This is a genomic window from Paenibacillus sp. G2S3 (assembly GCF_030123105.1).
In the GTDB taxonomy this organism is placed as follows: Bacteria; Bacillota; Bacilli; order Paenibacillales; family Paenibacillaceae; genus Paenibacillus_AQ.
Window position 1 is genome coordinate 3948646 of record NZ_CP126095.1, and the last position, 19432, is coordinate 3968077.

The following is a 19432-nucleotide window of genomic DNA, read 5'->3' on the forward strand; positions in this document are numbered from 1 at the left end:
GTAAATGAATATGTAAAGCTCCGCTATGGAGTAGCGATGTTTGTTTTTGTATATTCGATACTTTTTCGGTACTCCGCCGGACCCTTGCCGTATTCGCCACGAAATACCTTACTGAAATGCGAAGCATCATAATATCCACATCTCTGGGAGATGTGCTCGATGGTATAATCCGTATACTCCAACATTTGTTTAGCTTGCAGCAGCCGCAATTTTCGAAGCATTTGCATAGGAGTCAGTTTATATATTTTCTGAAACGCCCGGCTAAAATAAACAGGATTCATATGATAGAGCTTGGAAAGCTCCTCTCTACTAATCTCCTGATCAAGTCTCTCCTCCATATATTGCAACGCCTCGTTAAAGCGGTCCGTGACATAGGGATCTCGTGATGAGCGGCGCCCGCCAAGCTTGGTGCTCTCCATAATTTCATAAAGGAGAAAAAATGCCAATGAACCGACCTGAACATTTCTGAAATCATCCTCCTCCTGCAACCACAGGCTTCGCAGCTCGTCAAACCTTCGCTCATATTCGCTTTGATCCCGAATCCGAATCACCTTGCCTAGCGGGAATAACTTGAAGAAGTCATCTCCGTCTCGCACCTTTGCGTTAATATTAAATAGATAATGTACGCCTTCCATTTTGGAGATCACATTAAAAGGCTGGTTAGGACGGTGGATCATCACGTCTCCGGCAGAAGCAACATATTCACCCTCGGAGGAAGTCGTCAAGACCTCACCTTTTTGAATATAAGAGACGGTATAACAAGATTGGACGTAATCGAACAGGACCCGCTTCTGATATTGAATTTTTATGACGTCTAGCACGGTGATATCAAACTGACTATGAATGATAGAGGACAAAGAAGTTCCTCCTTCTAATGTAGTAGTCTTTATGTATTCTCAACCGGTATAATCAGCCGCACATCGAAAGCCAATATTTCCTGCAGAGCTGTCTGGTGTATTTTTGCTTCTGGCTGCCACTCGATAACGGTTGCAATAAGATTTATGGCACAAATACGACCCTCCACGCATCGACCTTGCTTCACCACTTACCGGGCCTCTAGGATTCACTGATTCGGAAGATAAATGATAGGCATTAGTAAACCAATCCTCGCACCATTCCCACGCGTTTCCTGACATATTATAAAGACCATATCCGTTAGGTAGATAGGACTTCACAGGTGCCGTACCTGCATAACCGTCGCTGGCATGATTTTTATCGGGGAACTTGCCTTGCCAAATATTGCAGCGATGCTCACCTCCCGGTTTTAATTCATCCCCCCAAGGGTATCGTTTCTGAACTAGACCCCCTCGTGCGGCATACTCCCACTCCGCTTCCGTAGGAAGACGTTTGCCGGCCCAGCTGCAATATGCATCAGCATCATGCCAAGATATATGGATAACAGGATGATCAAGACGTTCGTCTACATGAGAATCCGGACCTTCAGGATGACACCAATCTGCTCCCTCTACCACCCACCACCAAGGGGTTTGAGTCGCCACTCGGGTCACTTTTTTCCCTGTCACCATGGAAACAAAAGAATGAAATACATAAGACCATCCAAAACGTTCCGCATCTGTAACGTAGTTAGTTTCCTTGATAAAAGCAGCAAACTGCTTATTCGTAACCGCCGTTGCATCAATCAAAAAGGGAGATATGGTAACATTCCTAGCAGGGCCTTCTCCGTCTGCGGGGAACCCTTCTTTGTCATCCGTCCCCATAAGAAAAGTGCCTTCAGGAATAAGGATCATGTCCGAGAAATCTTTATCCCCTTCTAGTCTTTGGTTAGTTGTGTTCTCCTTACAAACATCGATGGAACCTTGTTTCTCGACTTGATTTCGACTAGCTGAACAGCAAGCCCGTATATTCTCTGACATGTGCTTACCTCCAATCTGGGATCGTTCCAGCTCTGTCTAAAAAAAAGCTACACCAAGAATGCCAGAAGCAACGATTATGGTGAGCGGATGCAGCTTATATTTCATTAAACCATAAAGTGCAGCGAATACAATGATTAACGTGCCTATGGTCTGCCAACTAATGAAAGCGTGTTCCATGCTATTTAATCCAAACCGAATCGCAGCATAGGCAATCAAGCCTGTAATCACTGGTCGCAAACCATAGAATAACGTTTTAATCCATTGACTGTCCCTCACCCGATAAAAAAAGATGGAAATAACTAGGATGATGATTAATGAAGGCAGAATCATGCCTAATGTTGACACAATCGCTCCTTCTATTCCGGCTACACGATATCCGATCAAGGTTGCACTGTTCGTTGCAACAGGACCAGGTGACATCCCTGCGATGGAAACTACCTCCTGAAATTCCTTTTCGGATAACCAACCACCAGCCATAGCTTCATGCTGAATCATCGGAATGATGGCGTACCCTCCCCCAAAGGAGAGCAGTCCAATTTTTATAAAGGTAAAAAATAAATTCCAAATCACGTCGCTTCCCCCTAGATGTAATACTCCGGATAATTCGACTCTTCATCAGAATCATTCAAGGACTCCTTCTCGGTCTGAACTTTAAGCCCTAAGAGCTGTTTGATTGGCATATATACAAATCCGATAAATAAACCAACTGCAATCACGTATATAGGATTAATCCCGGAAACCAGTAATACGACCGGTATAACAAACGCCGTAACAGCCGTAGTCTTGTCAAATATAGCGTTCTTGGCCATTCGATATGCAGCTACTAGGATCAAAGCGATAACAGCACCATGAATCCCCTTCATTGCGGCAATGACTTTTGGTTGGTCGGCCAGTTGTGAGTAAACGGCACTAAGTACACAAACAATGATAAAGGTTGGAATCGTAATTCCTGCGATTGCAGCAATCGCCCCCTTCACACCAGCAAGACGATAACCAATGAATGCCGCCGCATTTACACCTACACCACCTGGTGCAGCGCCAGCTAAAGATAGAATTTCATCCATCTCCTCTTCAGCCAACCATTTTCGTTTAACGGAAATTTCCCGTTCAATCATAGGGATCATTGCATAACCTCCCCCGAAAGTTACGGGACCGATTCGAACAAATACCCAAAACAACTGGAGCAGTAGACTTATCCTGAGTTCTGTATTCGTCACCACATTTGTTTTCATAGTTGTTCTCATGGAATCCACCCTTATATACTCTGTCGTAATTCCATTATATCACTTTTTCCCAAAATGGAATTAAGTTTTTTGAGCGGTAAAATACAATCTATGGTTTATGCGTTATACTATATTAATGTTAATAAATACAAACTTTATAAAAAATAATCTGACTAGTTCATCCTATATATAGCTTGGAGGTATATCGTGGAAAAGCACTCAACACACATTCCATCCCCAAAGAAACTCCTATATGACCGAATCGCCGAACAAGGCACTGTTTCCAAATTGGATCTTCTACAAACATTCTCACTTACCAAAAGCACAATGACCCGAATATTGGATGAAATGACGGAAGAAGGCTTGCTTACAGAATGCGGATTTGGGGAATCTAGCGGAGGCAGAAGACCTATTTTATACCAGATCAATCCTTCCTACGGTTACATCATCGGTTTAGAGATTTCCAGGTTGTATTCTTCCCTTGGTTTATTTGATATGCAAATGAACCCAAAATCAATTGTTCATTGGAGAATGGATCAGGCATTCACACCTGAAAGATTTATGGATCATGTAAGTAGTCAAATACGTGCTTTCCTCAGGGATCATCAGTTAGTGGACAGTCAAATCATAGGGATAGGAATAGGGGCTGTAGGACCACTTGACCGGGAGAATGGCTTGATCTTAGAGCCGCTACATTTCCCTGCTTCAGGCTGGAACAATCTCCCGATTTGCACACTGGTGGAGGAACGGACGGGCTTCAAAGCTTGGTTGGACAACGGAGCAAATTCCGCACTGCTTGGGGAACGCTGGTCCATCCGTCACGCTAACATTCAACATATGCTCTATGTACATGCTGGAGCAGGGATCCGCTATGCGATGATGTCGCATGGAAGTATTGTTCATGGGACGATGGATATGGAAGATGCCATTGGTCAAATGATCATCCATACAGACGGACCCCGATTAAATAATGATGGGAACTACGGTGCTCTGGAAGCATTCGTATCTGTGCAGGCGTTAGAACAAAGTGCACGCACAGAGGCGAAAAATGACAACGACCTGATCCTCCAAAGATATAAAGTCTCGCCTGAGAAGCTAACTTATGATGTACTTGTGCAAGCCTTTAGAGAGGGTAATCCCCACGCGCGTGAATTATTTACTCAAGCCGCCATTCACTTCGGGATTGGCCTCGCCAACGTTATCAACCTGTTACATCCTGAGACCATCATTCTAGGTGGTGCGCTCATCCACTCTCACGAGTTGTTCTTCCAAACGGCGGTTGAAGTGGCACAGCGAAACACTTACCGTTATCCTGAATACCAACCTCACTTCACTCTAGGTACTTTAAAAGAAGAAGCTGTGGTGACTGGAGCCGCTATAATGGTAAGAAATCAAATGGTTCTTTAGCATAACAAAAAGGTTGTCCCACAGTCATTTGCATGAGTGTTGGAACAACCTTATTTAATTTGACCTATAGTGGTTGACAGCAACTCTTAAATTTTTTCCCACTTCCGCATAGACATGGATCATTTCGACCTGGAAGTGGTTTTGCACTTTTCCTGAACTCCAGCATCTGCTCCGATCTAAGTCGGTTCGCAAGCAACATCATCCGTTCATAAGCATACGAGTAAAACATTTTGTAGCTGCGGCAAAAATAATCAACCTCAGTACGATCATTCACATCAAGCCAATTCCGGTTACGAGGGCATCCCCCATTGCAAAATTCAAGGTACTCACACTTATGACATGCCTCATTCATATCGGGCTTCATTAACAAGAAGTCATCATATACTGGGCTGCTAAGCAGCGACTCCAGGTCGGTTTGGCCGATATTTCCTAACCTGTGCTCTTCATCAATAAAGAAATCGCAAGGATAGGCATCCCCGTTCGTTTCAAGTACCATCATCTTTGGACAGCCTGAGTTGTGAACGCATAACTCCGCCTCACGATGCATGAACACAAGAAGCATATTCTCAAAAATGCGAATGGGAAGCTCCGGATACCCCTCCTCGTTGTACCACAGGTCAAATGTACGGCATAAAAACGCTCCGTATTGTTCAGGTGTAATTCGAAAGCGGCCAGGCATATCACTCTTCTGTGAAACAAAATCCATGCAAGGGATAAACTGAATATACGGAAATTGTTGTTCCTGGTAGAATGCCATCAATTCGTCTGGTTTCCTCACGTTATCTTCATGAATCACCGTCAGGATACTATACTCCACTCCTACATTCTGTAAATGACGAATCCCACGCATAACTAGATCATAACTACCTTTCCCTGAACCCGTTAAACGATGAGCATCATGAATAAGTGCAGGACCGTCCAGACTAATCCCAACCAAAAAGTTATACCGTTTAAAAAATTCCGCCCATTTCTCATTTATTAGCGTTCCATTGGTCTGTAGTGCATTACTTATCATCGTATGAGGTGGAGCGGATTTAGCTTGGAGTGAAATCACACGTTCAAAATACGGAAGTCCAGCCAATAGTGGCTCCCCACCCTGCCAAGAGAACGTCGCTATACCTGATGATCTATTCATGTACTGAGCGATAAACCGCTCCAGAAGATCCGTATCCATCACTCGGATCGGATGATGAGGATGTCCCCCTGCTGTACTGTAATAGCAATAATCACAGGCTAGATTACAATCCTCTGAGACGGTTTTCCACATGATATGAAGAGTCTCAGGCCTCGAGGTCTGTATGCATGTTGTCATACGATTCTGCCCCTCCTATGTAAGTACACCTATTTCCTATATCTTCAATTAAATCATAGACATGTAGTTCAACGATGAGTAAAACATCATAGCTTGTCGAATATCTAGAGATAAAAAAATACACTCCCCATTGTCTGTTGAGATAATGGGGAGTGTATTTTCTTTGAAGATGAATAGAGCATTACCAGAACACTGTTACTTTAATTACGAACGTATTCCTTATTTGCTGTTTCCAGCATGGATTTCCAATCCGCAAACTTCGTCTCTCTAACTACATGACGATCAAAAAGTTCATCAGGTATGTCAGCAACATCTTCTTCTGTCTTTACTTGAAAGTTCCCTTTGATTACAAACTCATCGAAACTTTTGAAATTGGAATACTTACTCATAAACTCTTCATTAAACAACTTCTCAAAAGATACTTCATTGGGATCTTCTTGATTCATTTTCTGCCCTTGTAACTCATTCATCAATTCTTCCATGGTCATTGGTTTTTGTCTTCTCAAATTACCACTCCTAATTTTCCAATATGGTTTCTGATTATCATGTTAATCCATAAATCACACGAAACCTAAGCTTAACATAATTTTCACTATTTTACCTTTCCATTTTCACTTTAATACGTCAAAAAAAAGACTCTAGCCTCAGAATGAAAATGTCGGTCATTACAAAAAGCCTCCCTTATACATATAAGGAAGGCTAAATAATATCATTTCTTCTAGGACAATTTCACCAAGCTGTAGTTTTTCTTGCCCTTACGGATAATGATAAACCGGCCGCCGATAGCTTCGCTAGCTGTAACTTCCAGCGCTACATCGCTAACTTTCTCACCATTCATGGAGATTGCTCCTTTGGTGATATCCTCACGCGCTTGACGTTTAGATGGCTCGATTCCTAGATCAACCAACCACTCTACGATATTTTTAGATTCCAGTGTAGTTTCGTAAGTAGGCATTTCCTTGAAGCCTTGCTCGATCTCATCCGCAGTTAGGGATTTGATATCTCCACTGAACAGTGCGGCAGTAATGCGTTTAGCCTGCTCCAGCAATTCTTCACCATGTACGAATCTGGTCATTTCTTCAGCAAGTGTTATTTGTGCTTCGCGTTTATGCGGTTCGCTCTGTACTTTTTCCTCAAGCGCATCAATTTGCTCTTTAGATAGGAACGTAAAGTACTTCAAGTATTTCACAACATCACGGTCATCGGTGTTCGCCCAGAACTGATAGAACTCAAACGCAGTCGTTTTGTTCGGATCCAGCCAGATTGCTCCTCCAGCTGATTTACCGAATTTTGTTCCATCAGCTTTCAGCATAAGCGGGATCGTTAAACCGAATGCTTTTGCTTCAGATCCTTCTTTTCTACGGATCAGATCCAGACCGCTTGTAATGTTGCCCCATTGATCGGAGCCACCAATTTGTAGCTGCACATCTTCATGCTGGTACAGATGCAGGTAATCTAGGGATTGCAGGATTTGGTAGGAGAATTCTGTAAAGGAAATTCCACTGTCCAATCTGCTCGCTACAACATCTTTGGCAAGCATCGAATTGATGCTGAAGTTCTTACCATAGTCACGCAAAAATTCGATCACATTGATTTTATGCGTCCAATCGTAGTTATTCACCATACGAATTTGATTGTCGCCATCAGTAACGAACAATTTTTTCATTTGTGCGGTAAGCGCATCTACGTTAGCTTGGATTTGCTCCAGCGTCTGCAATGAACGCTCGGATTGTCGTCCACTTGGATCACCGATCGTACCCGTAGCACCGCCAATTAGCATAACCGGACGATGTCCTGCAAGCTGGAATCTTTTGAGCACCATGAACGGAATCAAGTGACCAATATGCATACTGTCACCCGTTGGATCTACGCCGCAGTACACCGAAACGGATTTCTGGTTGGTCAATTCTCTAAGCCCTTCGGCATCGGTTTGTTGATTGATGGCATCGCGCCATTCTAGTTCGTCGATAATATTCATTGCCTAACACCCCTTAAATTAGTAGAAATCCTATTGATGAATTGAAACATATAAATCCTTATATTTAAAAAACAAAAAAATCGTCCCCCTGTCTATTGTAGACATAGGGACGATTGAATAACCGTGTTACCACCCAGATTGCACCAATGAAACGCTAATGCTAAAACACAGCATTGATGCCACTCGTGACGAGATATCGTTCGCCATTCCGCTCGGTGTTAGCCGAGATACTCCAAAGTGTAATTCGTACTCTTAGTGTGTACCGGGTTTCATCAACCCCCGGCTTTCTGAAACAGGGACTAAGCTACTACTGGGCTTCTTCAACGTATATCGTATATAAGATTACAGCCAGTATAGTGAAATAATTCTTCAATGTCAACATCTTAAGCTGAGAATGCTGAGACACACTCCTGCTGTGACGCACTACTAGGCATTGCCTATTTTTTTCTGTTACAATTACGAAAAAAGAGGTGAACCATTCCGTATGCTTGATCCTATCGATAATCATATCTTAGAACGCCTAACTCAAAACAGCAGAATTTCCTACACCGATCTAGCTAAAGAAGTTAATTTATCAAGCGTTGCGGTCAAGGATCGTATTGATCGGCTCGTCAATCAAGGAATTATTGAGCAATTCTCAATCGTTATTAATGCAGAAAAATTAGGAAAGAAAATTTCGGCGTATCTGGAGCTTGAAGTGGAGCCTGCCCATTTAAATCATATTGTCGGAGTCCTAAAAGAAAATGAACGCGTAGCCGTACTTTATGAAATGACAGGGCCTTGCATTCTTCACATTCACATTCTGGTTGAGAATCTTGAAGAGATGGAACGGTTTATGCATGAATCCATCTACTGTCTGGACGGACTAGTCCGTGTAGAAAACCAAATCTTATTAAAACGCCACAAAAATCAGGACGGTCTAAATATATAAAAAAAGAACCGACTTAATAAAGACGGTTCTTCTCTGGTTTGGATCTTATTATGATTGTGAAATGATTGCTAATTCAACCTACTCCGTTTTAGATAGCTTAGCTTTATAAAAATTCGCGAAATATTCGCTGACCTCAACCTTCTCTTTTACAACCTCTAATGGAGCAACGAGCTTTACGATCTCTCCATTGTACATTCCCGTTGTCGCTCCGACCTTCATCTCCAGAACATTGTTATTATAGCTAATAGTAACCGTCTGAGTAGCCGGCTTCCAGCTCACCTTCGCACCAAAACCTTCAAAGCTGCTACGTAATCCCACTGCCTTGCGCTCCGCTTCGCCGAATTGTGCTTTGTCTATCAAGGCATGAACGCCCCAATTTCCATCCACCACCTGTGTAATTCCGAAATCCGCGGACACAGAAATCAGTGAATATGCTTCATCCTCGCTCAAATCCATTCCAGCCATCAAAAAATCTTTTGTTTTATGAGCGGCATCCTTCATCGCTTTGTCGATGGATGAGTTTTTGAAGATATCCGTATGTGCACTTGCTCCGAGTGCCTCCAAATAATTCGCGTAGCTGAAGCCATGTACAACCCATTCGTTTTCATTTTCAAGTAATGGGAAGCTTAACCCATCCAGCTTTTTGTTAAGCGTTTCCTTTTTATGAAGAATGACTTGAATATCACCAGTGACTGATGTCTCGATGGCAGTTCCGTTAATCTCAGAATCCCCTTGACCGGCATGCGGATCACCAATTGACAGTAGCGCACCCGGTACGGATACAGGATAATACATCGTTGCACCTTCAGTAATCCGCCAATCATCAACATTGCCACCATTGTATGAAGGAGGTACTGAATCTACGATATCCGCTTCTTTAGGCGCCACACCCATCGTACCGAAGTGGAGACGTACTGGAATCTTTACACCTTTCAATACATCAAAATTCTTATCAATCGTATTATGGTCTACAATAACACCTGGGTAGTCGATTGTCGGGTGCACTTGACCATCCGGATCGGTTTGCACTGTCCATTTGTAGTTATAAACAGCTGTTGCATAATCGGTACCACCCTCAGTATCCATCTCATAGATGGTGACCACTTCACGTTGTTTCGGCTCCTCAACCATATCTCCGTATAGATAACCCCAGTTCGCCGCGGCATTCACACCATAGGTTTTTCCAGCATACTTGTCATTTCCATTAGGTCTCAGCTTCATGTCCAGAATCTTCACTTCCAGAATATCCCCAGGCTCAGCACCTTCTACTGCGATTGGTCCCGTCATAATATGTACACCTGGTCCACGAAGCGCTTCGTTCTTCTCCCCTTCTATCCAATGAAAAATATCTTCGACTCCCGCATCCCCCTTAATCATTCGATCGTAATCATCACCGGAATGATGCGTAATAGCCTCGACCGTTACAATATCTCCCGAACGTACCGTTAAAGCTGGATCACCCTTACCAATATTCCCCCAGCGGACGGTCTCCGAATTTGCCTTTAGAACATGCGTTTTCGGTTTATACCCACCTTCTGAAACGTCAGCATACATAACATTAATTGACGAATTCGCTAATAAAAAGACCGATAACGTGACACCTACATTGCGAAAAATTTGTTTTTTCATAGTTCAATCCTCCTCAGCTCAATTCAATGTTATGTTTTATAACATTTTGTGTTTTTGAGTATAACAGATGGATTCCCGATTAACAATATAAATATTTATACGTATTTTGGTTTAAATAATAAATCACAATAATCAGATACCTTTAATAATCCAAGTCCACTTCTTCTCTATATAAAAAAACGCCAACACTTATTAGCTAATTAGCCCATAGTGTTTGACGTTTTAAATTCCATTCTACAGTGAAGTTTCATTTTCAATACAGATCAGTAATACTCCTTGTAGCCCGGGTTACAATCCGCTTCGTTTCCTTGGAGTCCGATGAAATCAACCACTTTTCGCTAAGCTGTAGCACCCAGTCCGGATTGCTTTTACTCGCATCGTTCAACCAATTACTTACAGAATCCTGGACATATTTTGCGGGATCTGACTTAAGTGGTTCTAATAACGGTAGTGCAATTTCTGGGTTCTCTTTGAGTGCAGTAATATGCTTCGCCCACACCCCATGTGGCCGCGTCAATTCGATCGCAAACCGCCTTATATTCGGATCTTGATCATGAACCCAGCTCTCTAAGAACTTAATGGATTCGTGTAACTCTGCAATGACCGATTCCCTTAAAGCCATCCATGAAATCTCACGCACCCCAAAATGATCATCCGCTGCAAAAGGACGGATAGCCGTTAGCTTTTGTGAAAGACTTAAAGATTGATTTAGACCAATCATATAGGCAGCCCAACAGCGGACACTATCGGAACGATGCTGTGCTAAAGCTGTAAATACTCGGGATTGCTCCACCTCTGATTTGCAGTCCAATACCAGTTGCCACTCCCGCGCGATAGCCGGTATGAGCTTCATGATTTTCTTTTCCGATAAATCGTTCAGCCTTTGTAAAATAGGTTGGGATTCCTGTCCAAAACTTAGCTCGTCCAGCACATTTTCCAACAAAACCAAATGATCCACAGCAAGCCATTCCGTTAAATTTACAGTCTGTAATTTTCCTTTATGTAGGAGTTCTATCGTCTCAGCGGGAATATCGCTAACTTTTCGAGCTCCCTTCCTATGTTCCATAGAAATCGTCCCTTCACCTATGATTTTAAAGGCTTGGATAACCTTCTTCTTATCTAGGATACGGGTATTTCTATCCATAAAGATGTAATCTCATTTACAAGTCATGATCTTTATAAGTTTCTTTCCAAGACCTTATCACGGTGGATAAGTATAGTTTTGAACCCTGTCAGAAGCACCTCAGCTTTCACCAATTCTTGCAATGCCACCGTAACTGCCTCTCTACTTGCGCCAATCAAATTAGCGATTTCTTGATGTGACAGCGGAACATTGATTTTGAAATAATTGTCCTCGTTTTTAACACCTAACTGAGCAGATAGCTTTAAAAGAACGCACAATATTTTATCATGCAGATTTCCGATGGCTAGATTTTGCGATAACTGACTCATACTTTTTATACGATCGCTCAATACTTGCATTAATGACATCAAGAATCTAGGTCGAGTTGCTACGAACTCTTCAAATCTCGCAGGATCAATTGTACAGATATGACACTCTTCCATGGCCTCAATGTAATGATCTTTAGTTCCAAACGAAATCACGTTCATTTCACCAAAAATGTTACCCTCACTCAGAATATCCGACGTAAACTGCTTCCCTTCCACATTCAATCGGTATAAGCGAATCTTTCCTTTTTTCACAAAAAATAATCCTTCAGAGAAGGTTGTCGGTGTTTGGATATATGTATTTTTCGGGACTACTGTTATTCGAGTTAACTCTTCCATTTCCATTAAATCTTCCAGCGCTAACGATTGAAGCAAATTGAATTGAGATAAATAATGTATGCTCTCCATCCCCCCTCCTGTGTCGTACAACGTTATTCATTTCTTTAGTATACCGTACAAAAAAAAAAAGCCACGTCCTAAGGACGCAGCTTATTCGTTAACGATTACTTGCTTCCCAGCGCGCTACTTCTTCACGAACACGAGGGGCTACTTCCGTTCCCAGCAGTCTAATCGCCTGCATAACATCCTCATGAGGCATTGTACCGTGGGGCATATGTAAAAAGAATCGCGTAATTCCCACATGCTTGCGAAGATGAATAATTTTGTTAGCAACGGTTTCTGGATCACCAACATAAAGAGCGCCATCAAAGCTGCATGCGTCATCATAATCGGAACGATGGTATGGAGGTGTGCCTTTTTCCTTCGCCCGCACATTGGTCCGAGCATGCGTTGAAGGGAAAAACTTCTCCAGCGCTAACTCATTAGTCTCAGCGATAAACCCGTGTGAGTGTGAGGAAATAGGCAGGTTTGAAATATCGTATCCGGCTTCAGCCGCTGCTTTTTTATATAGCTGCACATGCTTCGCATAATCAAGCGGTAGAACATTGCCGATAATTGCCAAAACAAAAGGTAGACCTAATGCCCCTGTGCGGATCGCAGACTCTGGACTTCCAGCACTCCCAATCCAAATCGGTAACGGATCTTGAACCGGTCGCGGGTAGATACCCAAATTGTTTATGGCCGCTCGATGTTTGCCGCTCCAGGTTACTTTTTCTGACTTTTGAATAGCTAATAACAATTCCAGCTTCTCATCGAACAATTCTTCATAATCTTTCAGATCATAGCCGAATAAAGGAAAAGACTCTGTAAACGAGCCGCGGCCGATCATGATCTCAGCACGTCCATTCGAAATGCCGTCTAAAGTTGCAAAATCTTGAAATACACGTACGGGATCTGCTGAAGACAGGATCATTACGGCACTGGTCAACCGAATCTTCGAAGTCAAAGATGCTGCCGCAGCTAACACAACCGCAGGTGATGAAGCTGCATAATCATGACGATGATGCTCACCCACTCCGTATACATCTAGCCCCACTTCTTCGGCAAGTACAATTTCCTCCACTACTTCACGTAGTCGTTCTGCATGACTTATTGTTTCACCCGTTTGGACATCGGGCGTTGTCTCGACAAAAGTACTTATTCCAAGTTCCACTTTTCATTTCCTCCTAATGTTCTGCAAGCCTGCATTATTCTCTGGTTGTAATTGGTTAATTATTCATAATTACATTAATCAAGACACCTATTATAATAGGATTCCCCGATAATTCCAACTTTTTCAGATCCCCTCGATTATTGATCGGACTTAGGAGCCCTTATTTTAAGAGTTCAGGGCATTTTGCTAGATTATAGGACTCAGATGCAGCTATTCACTAAAAATAACTACCAAAACGTTTGATTTTATGGAAATAAGATCCATGCGGTCCGAAACTGTCGCGAAATTGAGCAAAAATTAAAAAATAGCTGCAATACGGTCCAAAGCGTGCAGTATGCCTCATATCTAACTTTCCCCAAAAAACCACATCTTGTGGATGTGGTTTATCGGAGCATGATGTTATATTGAGATGGATAATTAAAATTAAAATTAAGGAGGAAATAGATTTGGAGACCCAAAGATGTAGCTTATTTAGGTTAAATGATAATGACTTTGAAGATTTAAAGATGATCTATATCAATGAAAACGCAAGAAAATACTTAGGTGGAGCGATACCTGAGGAGCATACCTATAGTAAGTTTTTGGACACATTACAACGTTCAGACCAAGGGGCACATTATTGGACCGTTTGGCTGAAAGACCTTAATAGCTGTATTGGATTAGTTTCTTTAGATAGCCATACGGACGGAATAAACACAGAAGTTTCATATGAATTTCTGCCAGAATGGTGGGGACATGGGTATGCTAGAGAAGTTATTCAGCAAATTTTAAATTACGCTTTCAATGAATTAAATTTATCCAAAGTAATCGCTGAGACACAAACTGCTAATCTCTCCTCCTGCAGACTATTAGAGAAATTAGGTATGCAATTGGAACAAACCGTTCTAAGATATGGTGCTGAACAGGCAATATACAGTATTGAAAATAACTTAGCTACAAAATAAGCTAGCTGATGTTTCCTATCCTCGAGCTTATGGGCTTATCCAGCGGTTTCGGGGGTTTCCTCTGATTAATCCCGATCCCGATACGACCGAATACAAAGGCTCCGCCTGGTATACGATTCGCGAGGTTCATTATGATCGCCGAGCCCACTACACACCCGATAAATTGGAGCAGCACACTGAGTAGTCCAAGGTTTTGCAGCCCGAACGAAGCAGGAAGTTTAACAAACAAAGCCAATAACAACGGGTGAAGCAAGTATATGCCAAAGGAGTATCTGCTACTCCACTCCAGCACACGCGGCACTTTTTTCAATGAAGAAGCCACTGTGAAGAGTAGTAGAATCATGCTCATGGCGAAAAGTAACATATCAATTCTCTTAGAACTATGTGCTGTAATCCAGCCTTGCCCGTTCACGAACAGCACAAGCGCCCCAGTTACAATCGGAAGAATGTAGACTGCTAATCGGAACTGTTTTAATTTTTCCCGGAACCAACTCTCATTTCGTCCCAAGTAGTACGCTACAGTAAAGTAGAAAATCCACCCCGGAGAGAATACCCAATATAATTTATCCCAGATATAATGTGCGGCTACCGTATCCACGGGCTTGGTGAAATTGAAAAAACCTAAATATACAACGTTTATAACGAATGAGGAAATCAGGATAGAACGTGGATTGAATTTTTTGGCATGCTTTTGAAATAAGAGAAACAAAGCATAAAACTGAAAAATAATGAGGATAAAATAGCCGTGAAAATCTCCTAGTAATAAATGCCGCCAGAGGAAATACCAAAAAGCCTGAAGAAGCGGAATCCCTTCACTGCTTGCCATATCCAATCCTTTTAACCCTGCGTATAAAGCCCCGAAAAAAAAGTAGGGAAGTAATATATACTTGATCCGTTTCTCCCAAAATCTCGCGGGAATTCTATCCGGGTAAGCAAAAGACAATACGAATTGGGAGATAAATACGAATACGGGCGTGCCAAATGTAAGTAGTAGACCCACTGACTCTACCCAAGGCGTATTACCATCGTCATAGACGCGATATAAAGCATGCAGCAGCGCTATACTTAAGCAGGCTATACTACGCAGAACAAACATTTCTGAATTTAATTTTCGTTCCATAGGGATAACCCCTTTCGATATTTACGATTAATGGTCCACAGTACTGCCTACGGTCAATCGGGCCGCAATCGTCTTCTCCAACCCCTGGTGAAGGTCATGGTTAGGAGACCAGGACATCAACTCATGGGCTTTCCTATTGTTCAAGTAGCTGTGAAGAATATCGCCCGGCCGAGCCTGTTCATAAGTTTTCTGGGATTCTCGACCTGTAATACCGCCTATCATCTCCACAATCGTATTAATGGAGGTAGCCACCCCGCAGCTAATATTTATGATCTGATTATCCGCAGTGTCACCTGTACAAGCCGCATCTACAAACGCTTGTGCGACATCCTCAACATACACAAAATCTCTGGTCTGTTCTCCATCCCCATAGATCACAAGCTCCTTACCTTGCTTTAAGCGATCCAGAAAAATTGAAACGACACCCGCTTCGCCATGCGAGCTTTGCCGAGGTCCATATACGTTCGCAAGACGGAGAATGGTGTACTTCAGCCCATGCATGCTGGCAAACATCCGTATATAGGACTCAGGGACGCTTTTTGATACCCCATAACAAGATTCAGGATTTAAGGGATGTTTCTCGTCAATGCTCAAATATTCAGGATTACCGTATACAGCAGCCGATGAGGCGTACACGATCTTCTCAACCTGATGCGCCTCACACATCCGCAGGACGTTTAGTGTGCCAACAATATTCACATTCGCATCAAACAAAGGATTCCGCTGTGATTCTCTTACGTCGATCTGTGCAGCCAGATGAATGACCGCATCCGGCTTCTCACGGCTAAAAACTTCGCCCACTGTCTCATCCCGAATATCGTACGGATATAAAAGTGCGGAAGGATTTCTATAGAATGAGCCGGAAGCACCCGATAAATTATCTACAATTACAGTTTCGATCCCCTCTCTTATAAGCCGATCAACAACATGTGACCCAATAAAACCAAGCCCCCCAGTTACTAACACCTTCAAATAAAAAACTCCTTTCGCCCTTTAAGAGTGCTCTTTGTACCGTGCATCTGTAGAAAAGTTCACATAAAATACTTAAGAAGAAACGATGTTGCCATCCTTTTTGGACGACAACCGTTACTCGTAGAAATATAAGGATGTTATATAACGTGAAATTTAGCCTTATATTTCAAATCAAAAAATAAAGGAGTGAAGTATATGGCAACTGCACCTATTCCAGATAATTCTGTAACAACGTCCGTTATAGCGGACGGCGCGGTCACTTCTATTAAATTAGATCCTGAAACTAACGGTTACGTGAATGTTCGATCCTATGGAGCTACAGGGAATGGCACCAAAGATGACACCGTCGCGATTCAAAATGCAATCAATGCTGGAAACGCCAAACGCAAGGTTGTTATTTTCCCGCCTGGTGTATATAAAGTCTCTTCCGGCCACATGCGTAACCCTTCAGTCCTAGACTGGTGGTGTCTTCGTATTCCAACCGGAACTAACCTAAGCTTTGAAGTCGGCTCAAAATTGGTGCTTGCCCCTAACCCACCATCGGATACTCGAGTTCTGGTCATGTTAAACGCCTCAAACATCACGATATCCGGCAGCCTCGAAATAGACGGAAGTGCTTCGACTGTTAAAACAGCCGTCAACGATCAACTTCATGGCTTGTTCATTTCTTCTTCACAAAATATAACGATCGAATCGGTGTACTCTCATGATTGCTATGGGGATAATATTTTCATTGGAGGAACAGAAGATATCCCATCTGTTAATGTGCATATCGGTTATGCGTACTGTGAAACGGCTGGTCGAAAGAACTTCGTAGTCCATTTTGTAGACCAGCTTCATGTCAACAGAGCGGTATTAAATAACAGTCGCGGTGGTGCACCTGGGTTTAATGGCGCCAATTCACTCGATGTAGAACCCGACATATTCAAGGGAACGCGGAGCTTTTATCAGCGATTCGACTCCTTGACAACTATTGGTTTCGGCAATGATATGACAACTGGACTTTCAGATGAGATAACGAGACTATGGACTCTCGACATCGGTTCACTGGATATGCGTGTAAGTGGATCAGTAAGTCCAGCATTGCTGTCCTATGGACTGACACTAAAAATCAACCATTTGTCTATTCGCTCGACGGATCATAAGGCTAATTACGGTCTACAAACGATCTATTCGCAATTTATTGATATCGCAAGCGCAAAGTTCGATGGAATTGGCGGCCCTGCGATCTACGCTGCGTTTAATGCTGCTGGAGGAAAACCAAGATTGCATATCGGCTCGTTAGGGATGTACGGCTCGGGTTCCACCTTAGCAAGCGGAGTCCGAATCGACGGAGGAGATCTTTATGTGGGGACGATAGATGCACAGGACTTAACGGGCAGTACTTTGCAATTATTCACAACAGAGTCAGACGCAATGGTTACTGTCGACAATATGATTGTCCGTAACAGCGGAACCAATCAAGTCGTGCTAGCATCTTCTTATGGTGCAGCTAAGCCCTACCTGCACCTGAACAATGTAGCAGTGTTTGATACCCGATCTGTAAAGGTAAAACGCATTCTAGAATTTGAAACGTTGGTTGCCATGCAGGGTACTTCTCTTGGCACCTTGTATAATCCGTATGCTTTAACTGAATGGTTCTCTACCTATGGCAACTTCAAACGGGCAGTCCGACTTGTTGGAGGAACAGTGCTTCCGGCAGTATTCATCGTGGAAGGTTCGCCCGAGGGAACGATAACCGCTCCGGTTGGCAGTCTGGCTATGCGAACAGATGGTGTAGCTAAAGCCACTTTATATGTGAAAGAAAGCGGAACCGGTGCTAACGGATGGATCGCTAAGTAATATTTCAGCGGTTCTGAAGGCAAGACTCTATCGCACTCATTATGCGTACCAGATCATCGTCCGATAAAGAGCTACCGGAAGGTAGACATACACCTTTTGTGAACAATTGATCAGATATACTATGACCCTCCATGTAAGGATAATAGAAGGCGTTCTCGAACAGAGGTTGCAAATGTAGTGGTTTCCATACAGGTCTGGCTTCTATATTGTTAAATTCCAGGCACTTTAAGAGTTGATTAGAGGAGAAACCGGCGATCTCATCATCAATCGTTAGCGCACTTAACCAACGTGTACTGCGGCAATTAGGCGCTTCCGGCATAAAATGAAGACCCGGAACGGATCCCAATCGCTCTAAGTACACTTGACAAATATATCTACGTCGTTCAACTCTTTCCTCTAGTAGCTCCAATTGCCCCCGGCCTATAGCTGCCAACAGATTACTGAGCCGATAGTTGTAACCCATTTCGGAATGCTGATAGTGTGGTGCCGTGTCACGTGCTTGCGTAGACCAGAAACGGGCTTGTTCTAATGCCTCGGTATCATCCGACACAAGCATGCCTCCACCTGAGGTTGTAATAATTTTATTTCCGTTAAAAGAATAGATTCCGAACCGGCCCCAAGTACCACTAGCCTTTCCGTGATAAAAAGCACCTAGTGATTCAGCAGCATCTTCTATTAAAGTAATGCCATAACGATTCGCAATTTCTACAATTGGCTCCATGTCTGCACTCTGCCCATACAAATTGACAACAACAGCTGCTTTAGGCAATAGCCCTCTGTCATTCAAATCCTGGCAGGCCCGCTGAAAGGCTAGTGGACACATATTCCATGTCTCTGGCTCTGAGTCTACGAATACAGGTGTAGCGCCCAAATATAGAATAGGATTGGCACTAGCTACAAAAGTGAGCGTCGAACAAATCACGTAATCTCCTTGAGAGACACCAGCAAGTCGAAGTGCAAGATGAATTGCCGCTGTTCCAGAGCTTAACGCAAGTGCACCCTTTGAACCTGTATAGTCGGCCATCTCACGCTCGAAAGCATCGACTTGTGGTCCAATGGGAGCGATCCAGCCAGAATGAAGTGCATCCTCCAAATACGCCTGTTCACGTCCACTTACATGCGGTGGGGATAATAAGATTCGTGGTAGAATGCTTGGTTGACGAATACTCATGCCTTGCCCCTTTCTCCATTTGGATGCT

Annotated in this window: 18 protein-coding genes and 1 other annotated feature; of the genes, 4 read left to right on the top strand and 14 right to left on the bottom strand. The window is 43.0% G+C overall.

Annotation, left to right across the window (positions count from 1 at the left end; all coding sequences use genetic code 11):
• Positions 1 to 23 precede the first annotated feature (23 nt).
• From QNH28_RS17150 to QNH28_RS17165, 4 genes are read right to left on the bottom strand one after another with little or no spacing between them, the layout of a single operon-like run.
• Positions 24 to 857 carry a helix-turn-helix domain-containing protein gene (locus tag QNH28_RS17150; protein ID WP_283907761.1) on the bottom strand — a complete coding sequence of 278 codons (834 nt, stop codon included), beginning with the start codon at positions 855 to 857 and terminating at the stop codon, positions 24 to 26.
• Positions 858 to 896: 39 nt separating this feature from the next.
• The gene (locus QNH28_RS17155) at positions 897 to 1874 is read right to left on the bottom strand and encodes a formylglycine-generating enzyme family protein (protein WP_283907762.1); all 978 of its coding nucleotides are present in this window, start codon (positions 1872 to 1874) and stop codon (positions 897 to 899) included.
• A 36-nt stretch (positions 1875 to 1910) separates the two neighbouring features.
• Complete coding sequence (locus tag QNH28_RS17160; RefSeq protein WP_283907763.1) at positions 1911 to 2444, bottom strand: chromate transporter; 534 nt, start codon at positions 2442 to 2444, stop codon at positions 1911 to 1913.
• Positions 2445 to 2455: 11 nt separating this feature from the next.
• The gene (locus QNH28_RS17165) at positions 2456 to 3118 is read right to left on the bottom strand and encodes a chromate transporter (protein ID WP_283907764.1); all 663 of its coding nucleotides are present in this window, start codon (positions 3116 to 3118) and stop codon (positions 2456 to 2458) included.
• Positions 3119 to 3304: 186 nt separating this feature from the next.
• On the opposite strand from QNH28_RS17165, the gene QNH28_RS17170 reads away from it, so the two are divergent.
• A complete protein-coding gene (locus QNH28_RS17170) occupies positions 3305 to 4504 on the top strand; it encodes an ROK family protein (RefSeq protein WP_283907765.1) in 1200 nt (399 codons plus the stop codon).
• A 64-nt stretch (positions 4505 to 4568) separates the two neighbouring features.
• On the opposite strand, the gene QNH28_RS17175 is transcribed toward QNH28_RS17170, so the two are convergent.
• The 3 genes from QNH28_RS17175 to tyrS all read right to left on the bottom strand — a co-directional run bounded on the left by QNH28_RS17175 (position 4569) and on the right by tyrS (position 7794).
• Positions 4569 to 5816, bottom strand: coding sequence for an anaerobic sulfatase maturase (locus tag QNH28_RS17175; protein WP_283907766.1), 1248 nt, complete (start codon positions 5814 to 5816; stop codon positions 4569 to 4571).
• A 200-nt stretch (positions 5817 to 6016) separates the two neighbouring features.
• Positions 6017 to 6304, bottom strand: a complete 288-nt coding sequence (locus tag QNH28_RS17180; RefSeq protein WP_283912186.1) for a hypothetical protein — start codon at positions 6302 to 6304, stop codon at positions 6017 to 6019.
• A 230-nt stretch (positions 6305 to 6534) separates the two neighbouring features.
• Positions 6535 to 7794 carry a tyrosine--tRNA ligase gene (gene tyrS / locus QNH28_RS17185; RefSeq protein ID WP_283907767.1) on the bottom strand — a complete coding sequence of 420 codons (1260 nt, stop codon included), beginning with the start codon at positions 7792 to 7794 and terminating at the stop codon, positions 6535 to 6537.
• A gap of 102 nt (positions 7795 to 7896) precedes the next feature.
• Positions 7897 to 8127, bottom strand: a binding site (T-box leader).
• Positions 8128 to 8278: 151 nt separating this feature from the next.
• On the opposite strand from tyrS, the gene QNH28_RS17190 reads away from it, so the two are divergent.
• Entirely contained in the window at positions 8279 to 8725 is a 447-nt protein-coding gene (locus QNH28_RS17190; RefSeq protein ID WP_283907768.1) for an Lrp/AsnC family transcriptional regulator, read from the top strand.
• Positions 8726 to 8803: 78 nt separating this feature from the next.
• Here the strand turns inward: QNH28_RS17190 and QNH28_RS17195 are convergent, their stop codons facing one another.
• The 4 genes from QNH28_RS17195 to QNH28_RS17210 form a co-directional block, all read right to left on the bottom strand.
• Positions 8804 to 10354 carry an acetamidase/formamidase family protein gene (locus tag QNH28_RS17195; protein ID WP_283907769.1) on the bottom strand — a complete coding sequence of 517 codons (1551 nt, stop codon included), beginning with the start codon at positions 10352 to 10354 and terminating at the stop codon, positions 8804 to 8806.
• A gap of 253 nt (positions 10355 to 10607) precedes the next feature.
• Positions 10608 to 11420 carry a DNA alkylation repair protein gene (locus QNH28_RS17200; RefSeq protein ID WP_283912187.1) on the bottom strand — a complete coding sequence of 271 codons (813 nt, stop codon included), beginning with the start codon at positions 11418 to 11420 and terminating at the stop codon, positions 10608 to 10610.
• Positions 11421 to 11530: 110 nt separating this feature from the next.
• A complete protein-coding gene (locus QNH28_RS17205) occupies positions 11531 to 12211 on the bottom strand; it encodes a Crp/Fnr family transcriptional regulator (RefSeq protein ID WP_283907770.1) in 681 nt (226 codons plus the stop codon).
• A gap of 88 nt (positions 12212 to 12299) precedes the next feature.
• Complete coding sequence (locus QNH28_RS17210) at positions 12300 to 13355, bottom strand: LLM class flavin-dependent oxidoreductase (RefSeq protein WP_283907771.1); 1056 nt, start codon at positions 13353 to 13355, stop codon at positions 12300 to 12302.
• Positions 13356 to 13801: 446 nt separating this feature from the next.
• Between QNH28_RS17210 and QNH28_RS17215 the strand changes: the two genes are divergently transcribed.
• Positions 13802 to 14299 (top strand): GNAT family N-acetyltransferase, encoded by a 498-nt coding sequence (locus tag QNH28_RS17215; protein ID WP_283907772.1) that lies wholly within the window; start codon positions 13802 to 13804, stop codon positions 14297 to 14299.
• Between the two features lies 1 nt (position 14300).
• Here the strand turns inward: QNH28_RS17215 and QNH28_RS17220 are convergent, their stop codons facing one another.
• Positions 14301 to 15419 (bottom strand): acyltransferase family protein, encoded by a 1119-nt coding sequence (locus QNH28_RS17220; protein ID WP_283907773.1) that lies wholly within the window; start codon positions 15417 to 15419, stop codon positions 14301 to 14303.
• Between the two features lie 27 nt (positions 15420 to 15446).
• Positions 15447 to 16385, bottom strand: coding sequence for an NAD-dependent epimerase/dehydratase family protein (locus QNH28_RS17225; RefSeq protein WP_283912188.1), 939 nt, complete (start codon positions 16383 to 16385; stop codon positions 15447 to 15449).
• A gap of 201 nt (positions 16386 to 16586) precedes the next feature.
• Here QNH28_RS17225 and QNH28_RS17230 point away from each other — a divergent pair, with 201 nt between their 5' ends.
• The gene (locus QNH28_RS17230; RefSeq protein ID WP_283907774.1) at positions 16587 to 18233 is read left to right on the top strand and encodes a glycosyl hydrolase family 28-related protein; all 1647 of its coding nucleotides are present in this window, start codon (positions 16587 to 16589) and stop codon (positions 18231 to 18233) included.
• Positions 18234 to 18237: 4 nt separating this feature from the next.
• On the opposite strand, the gene QNH28_RS17235 is transcribed toward QNH28_RS17230, so the two are convergent.
• A complete protein-coding gene (locus QNH28_RS17235) occupies positions 18238 to 19404 on the bottom strand; it encodes a DegT/DnrJ/EryC1/StrS family aminotransferase (protein ID WP_283907775.1) in 1167 nt (388 codons plus the stop codon).
• Positions 19405 to 19432 lie beyond the last annotated feature (28 nt).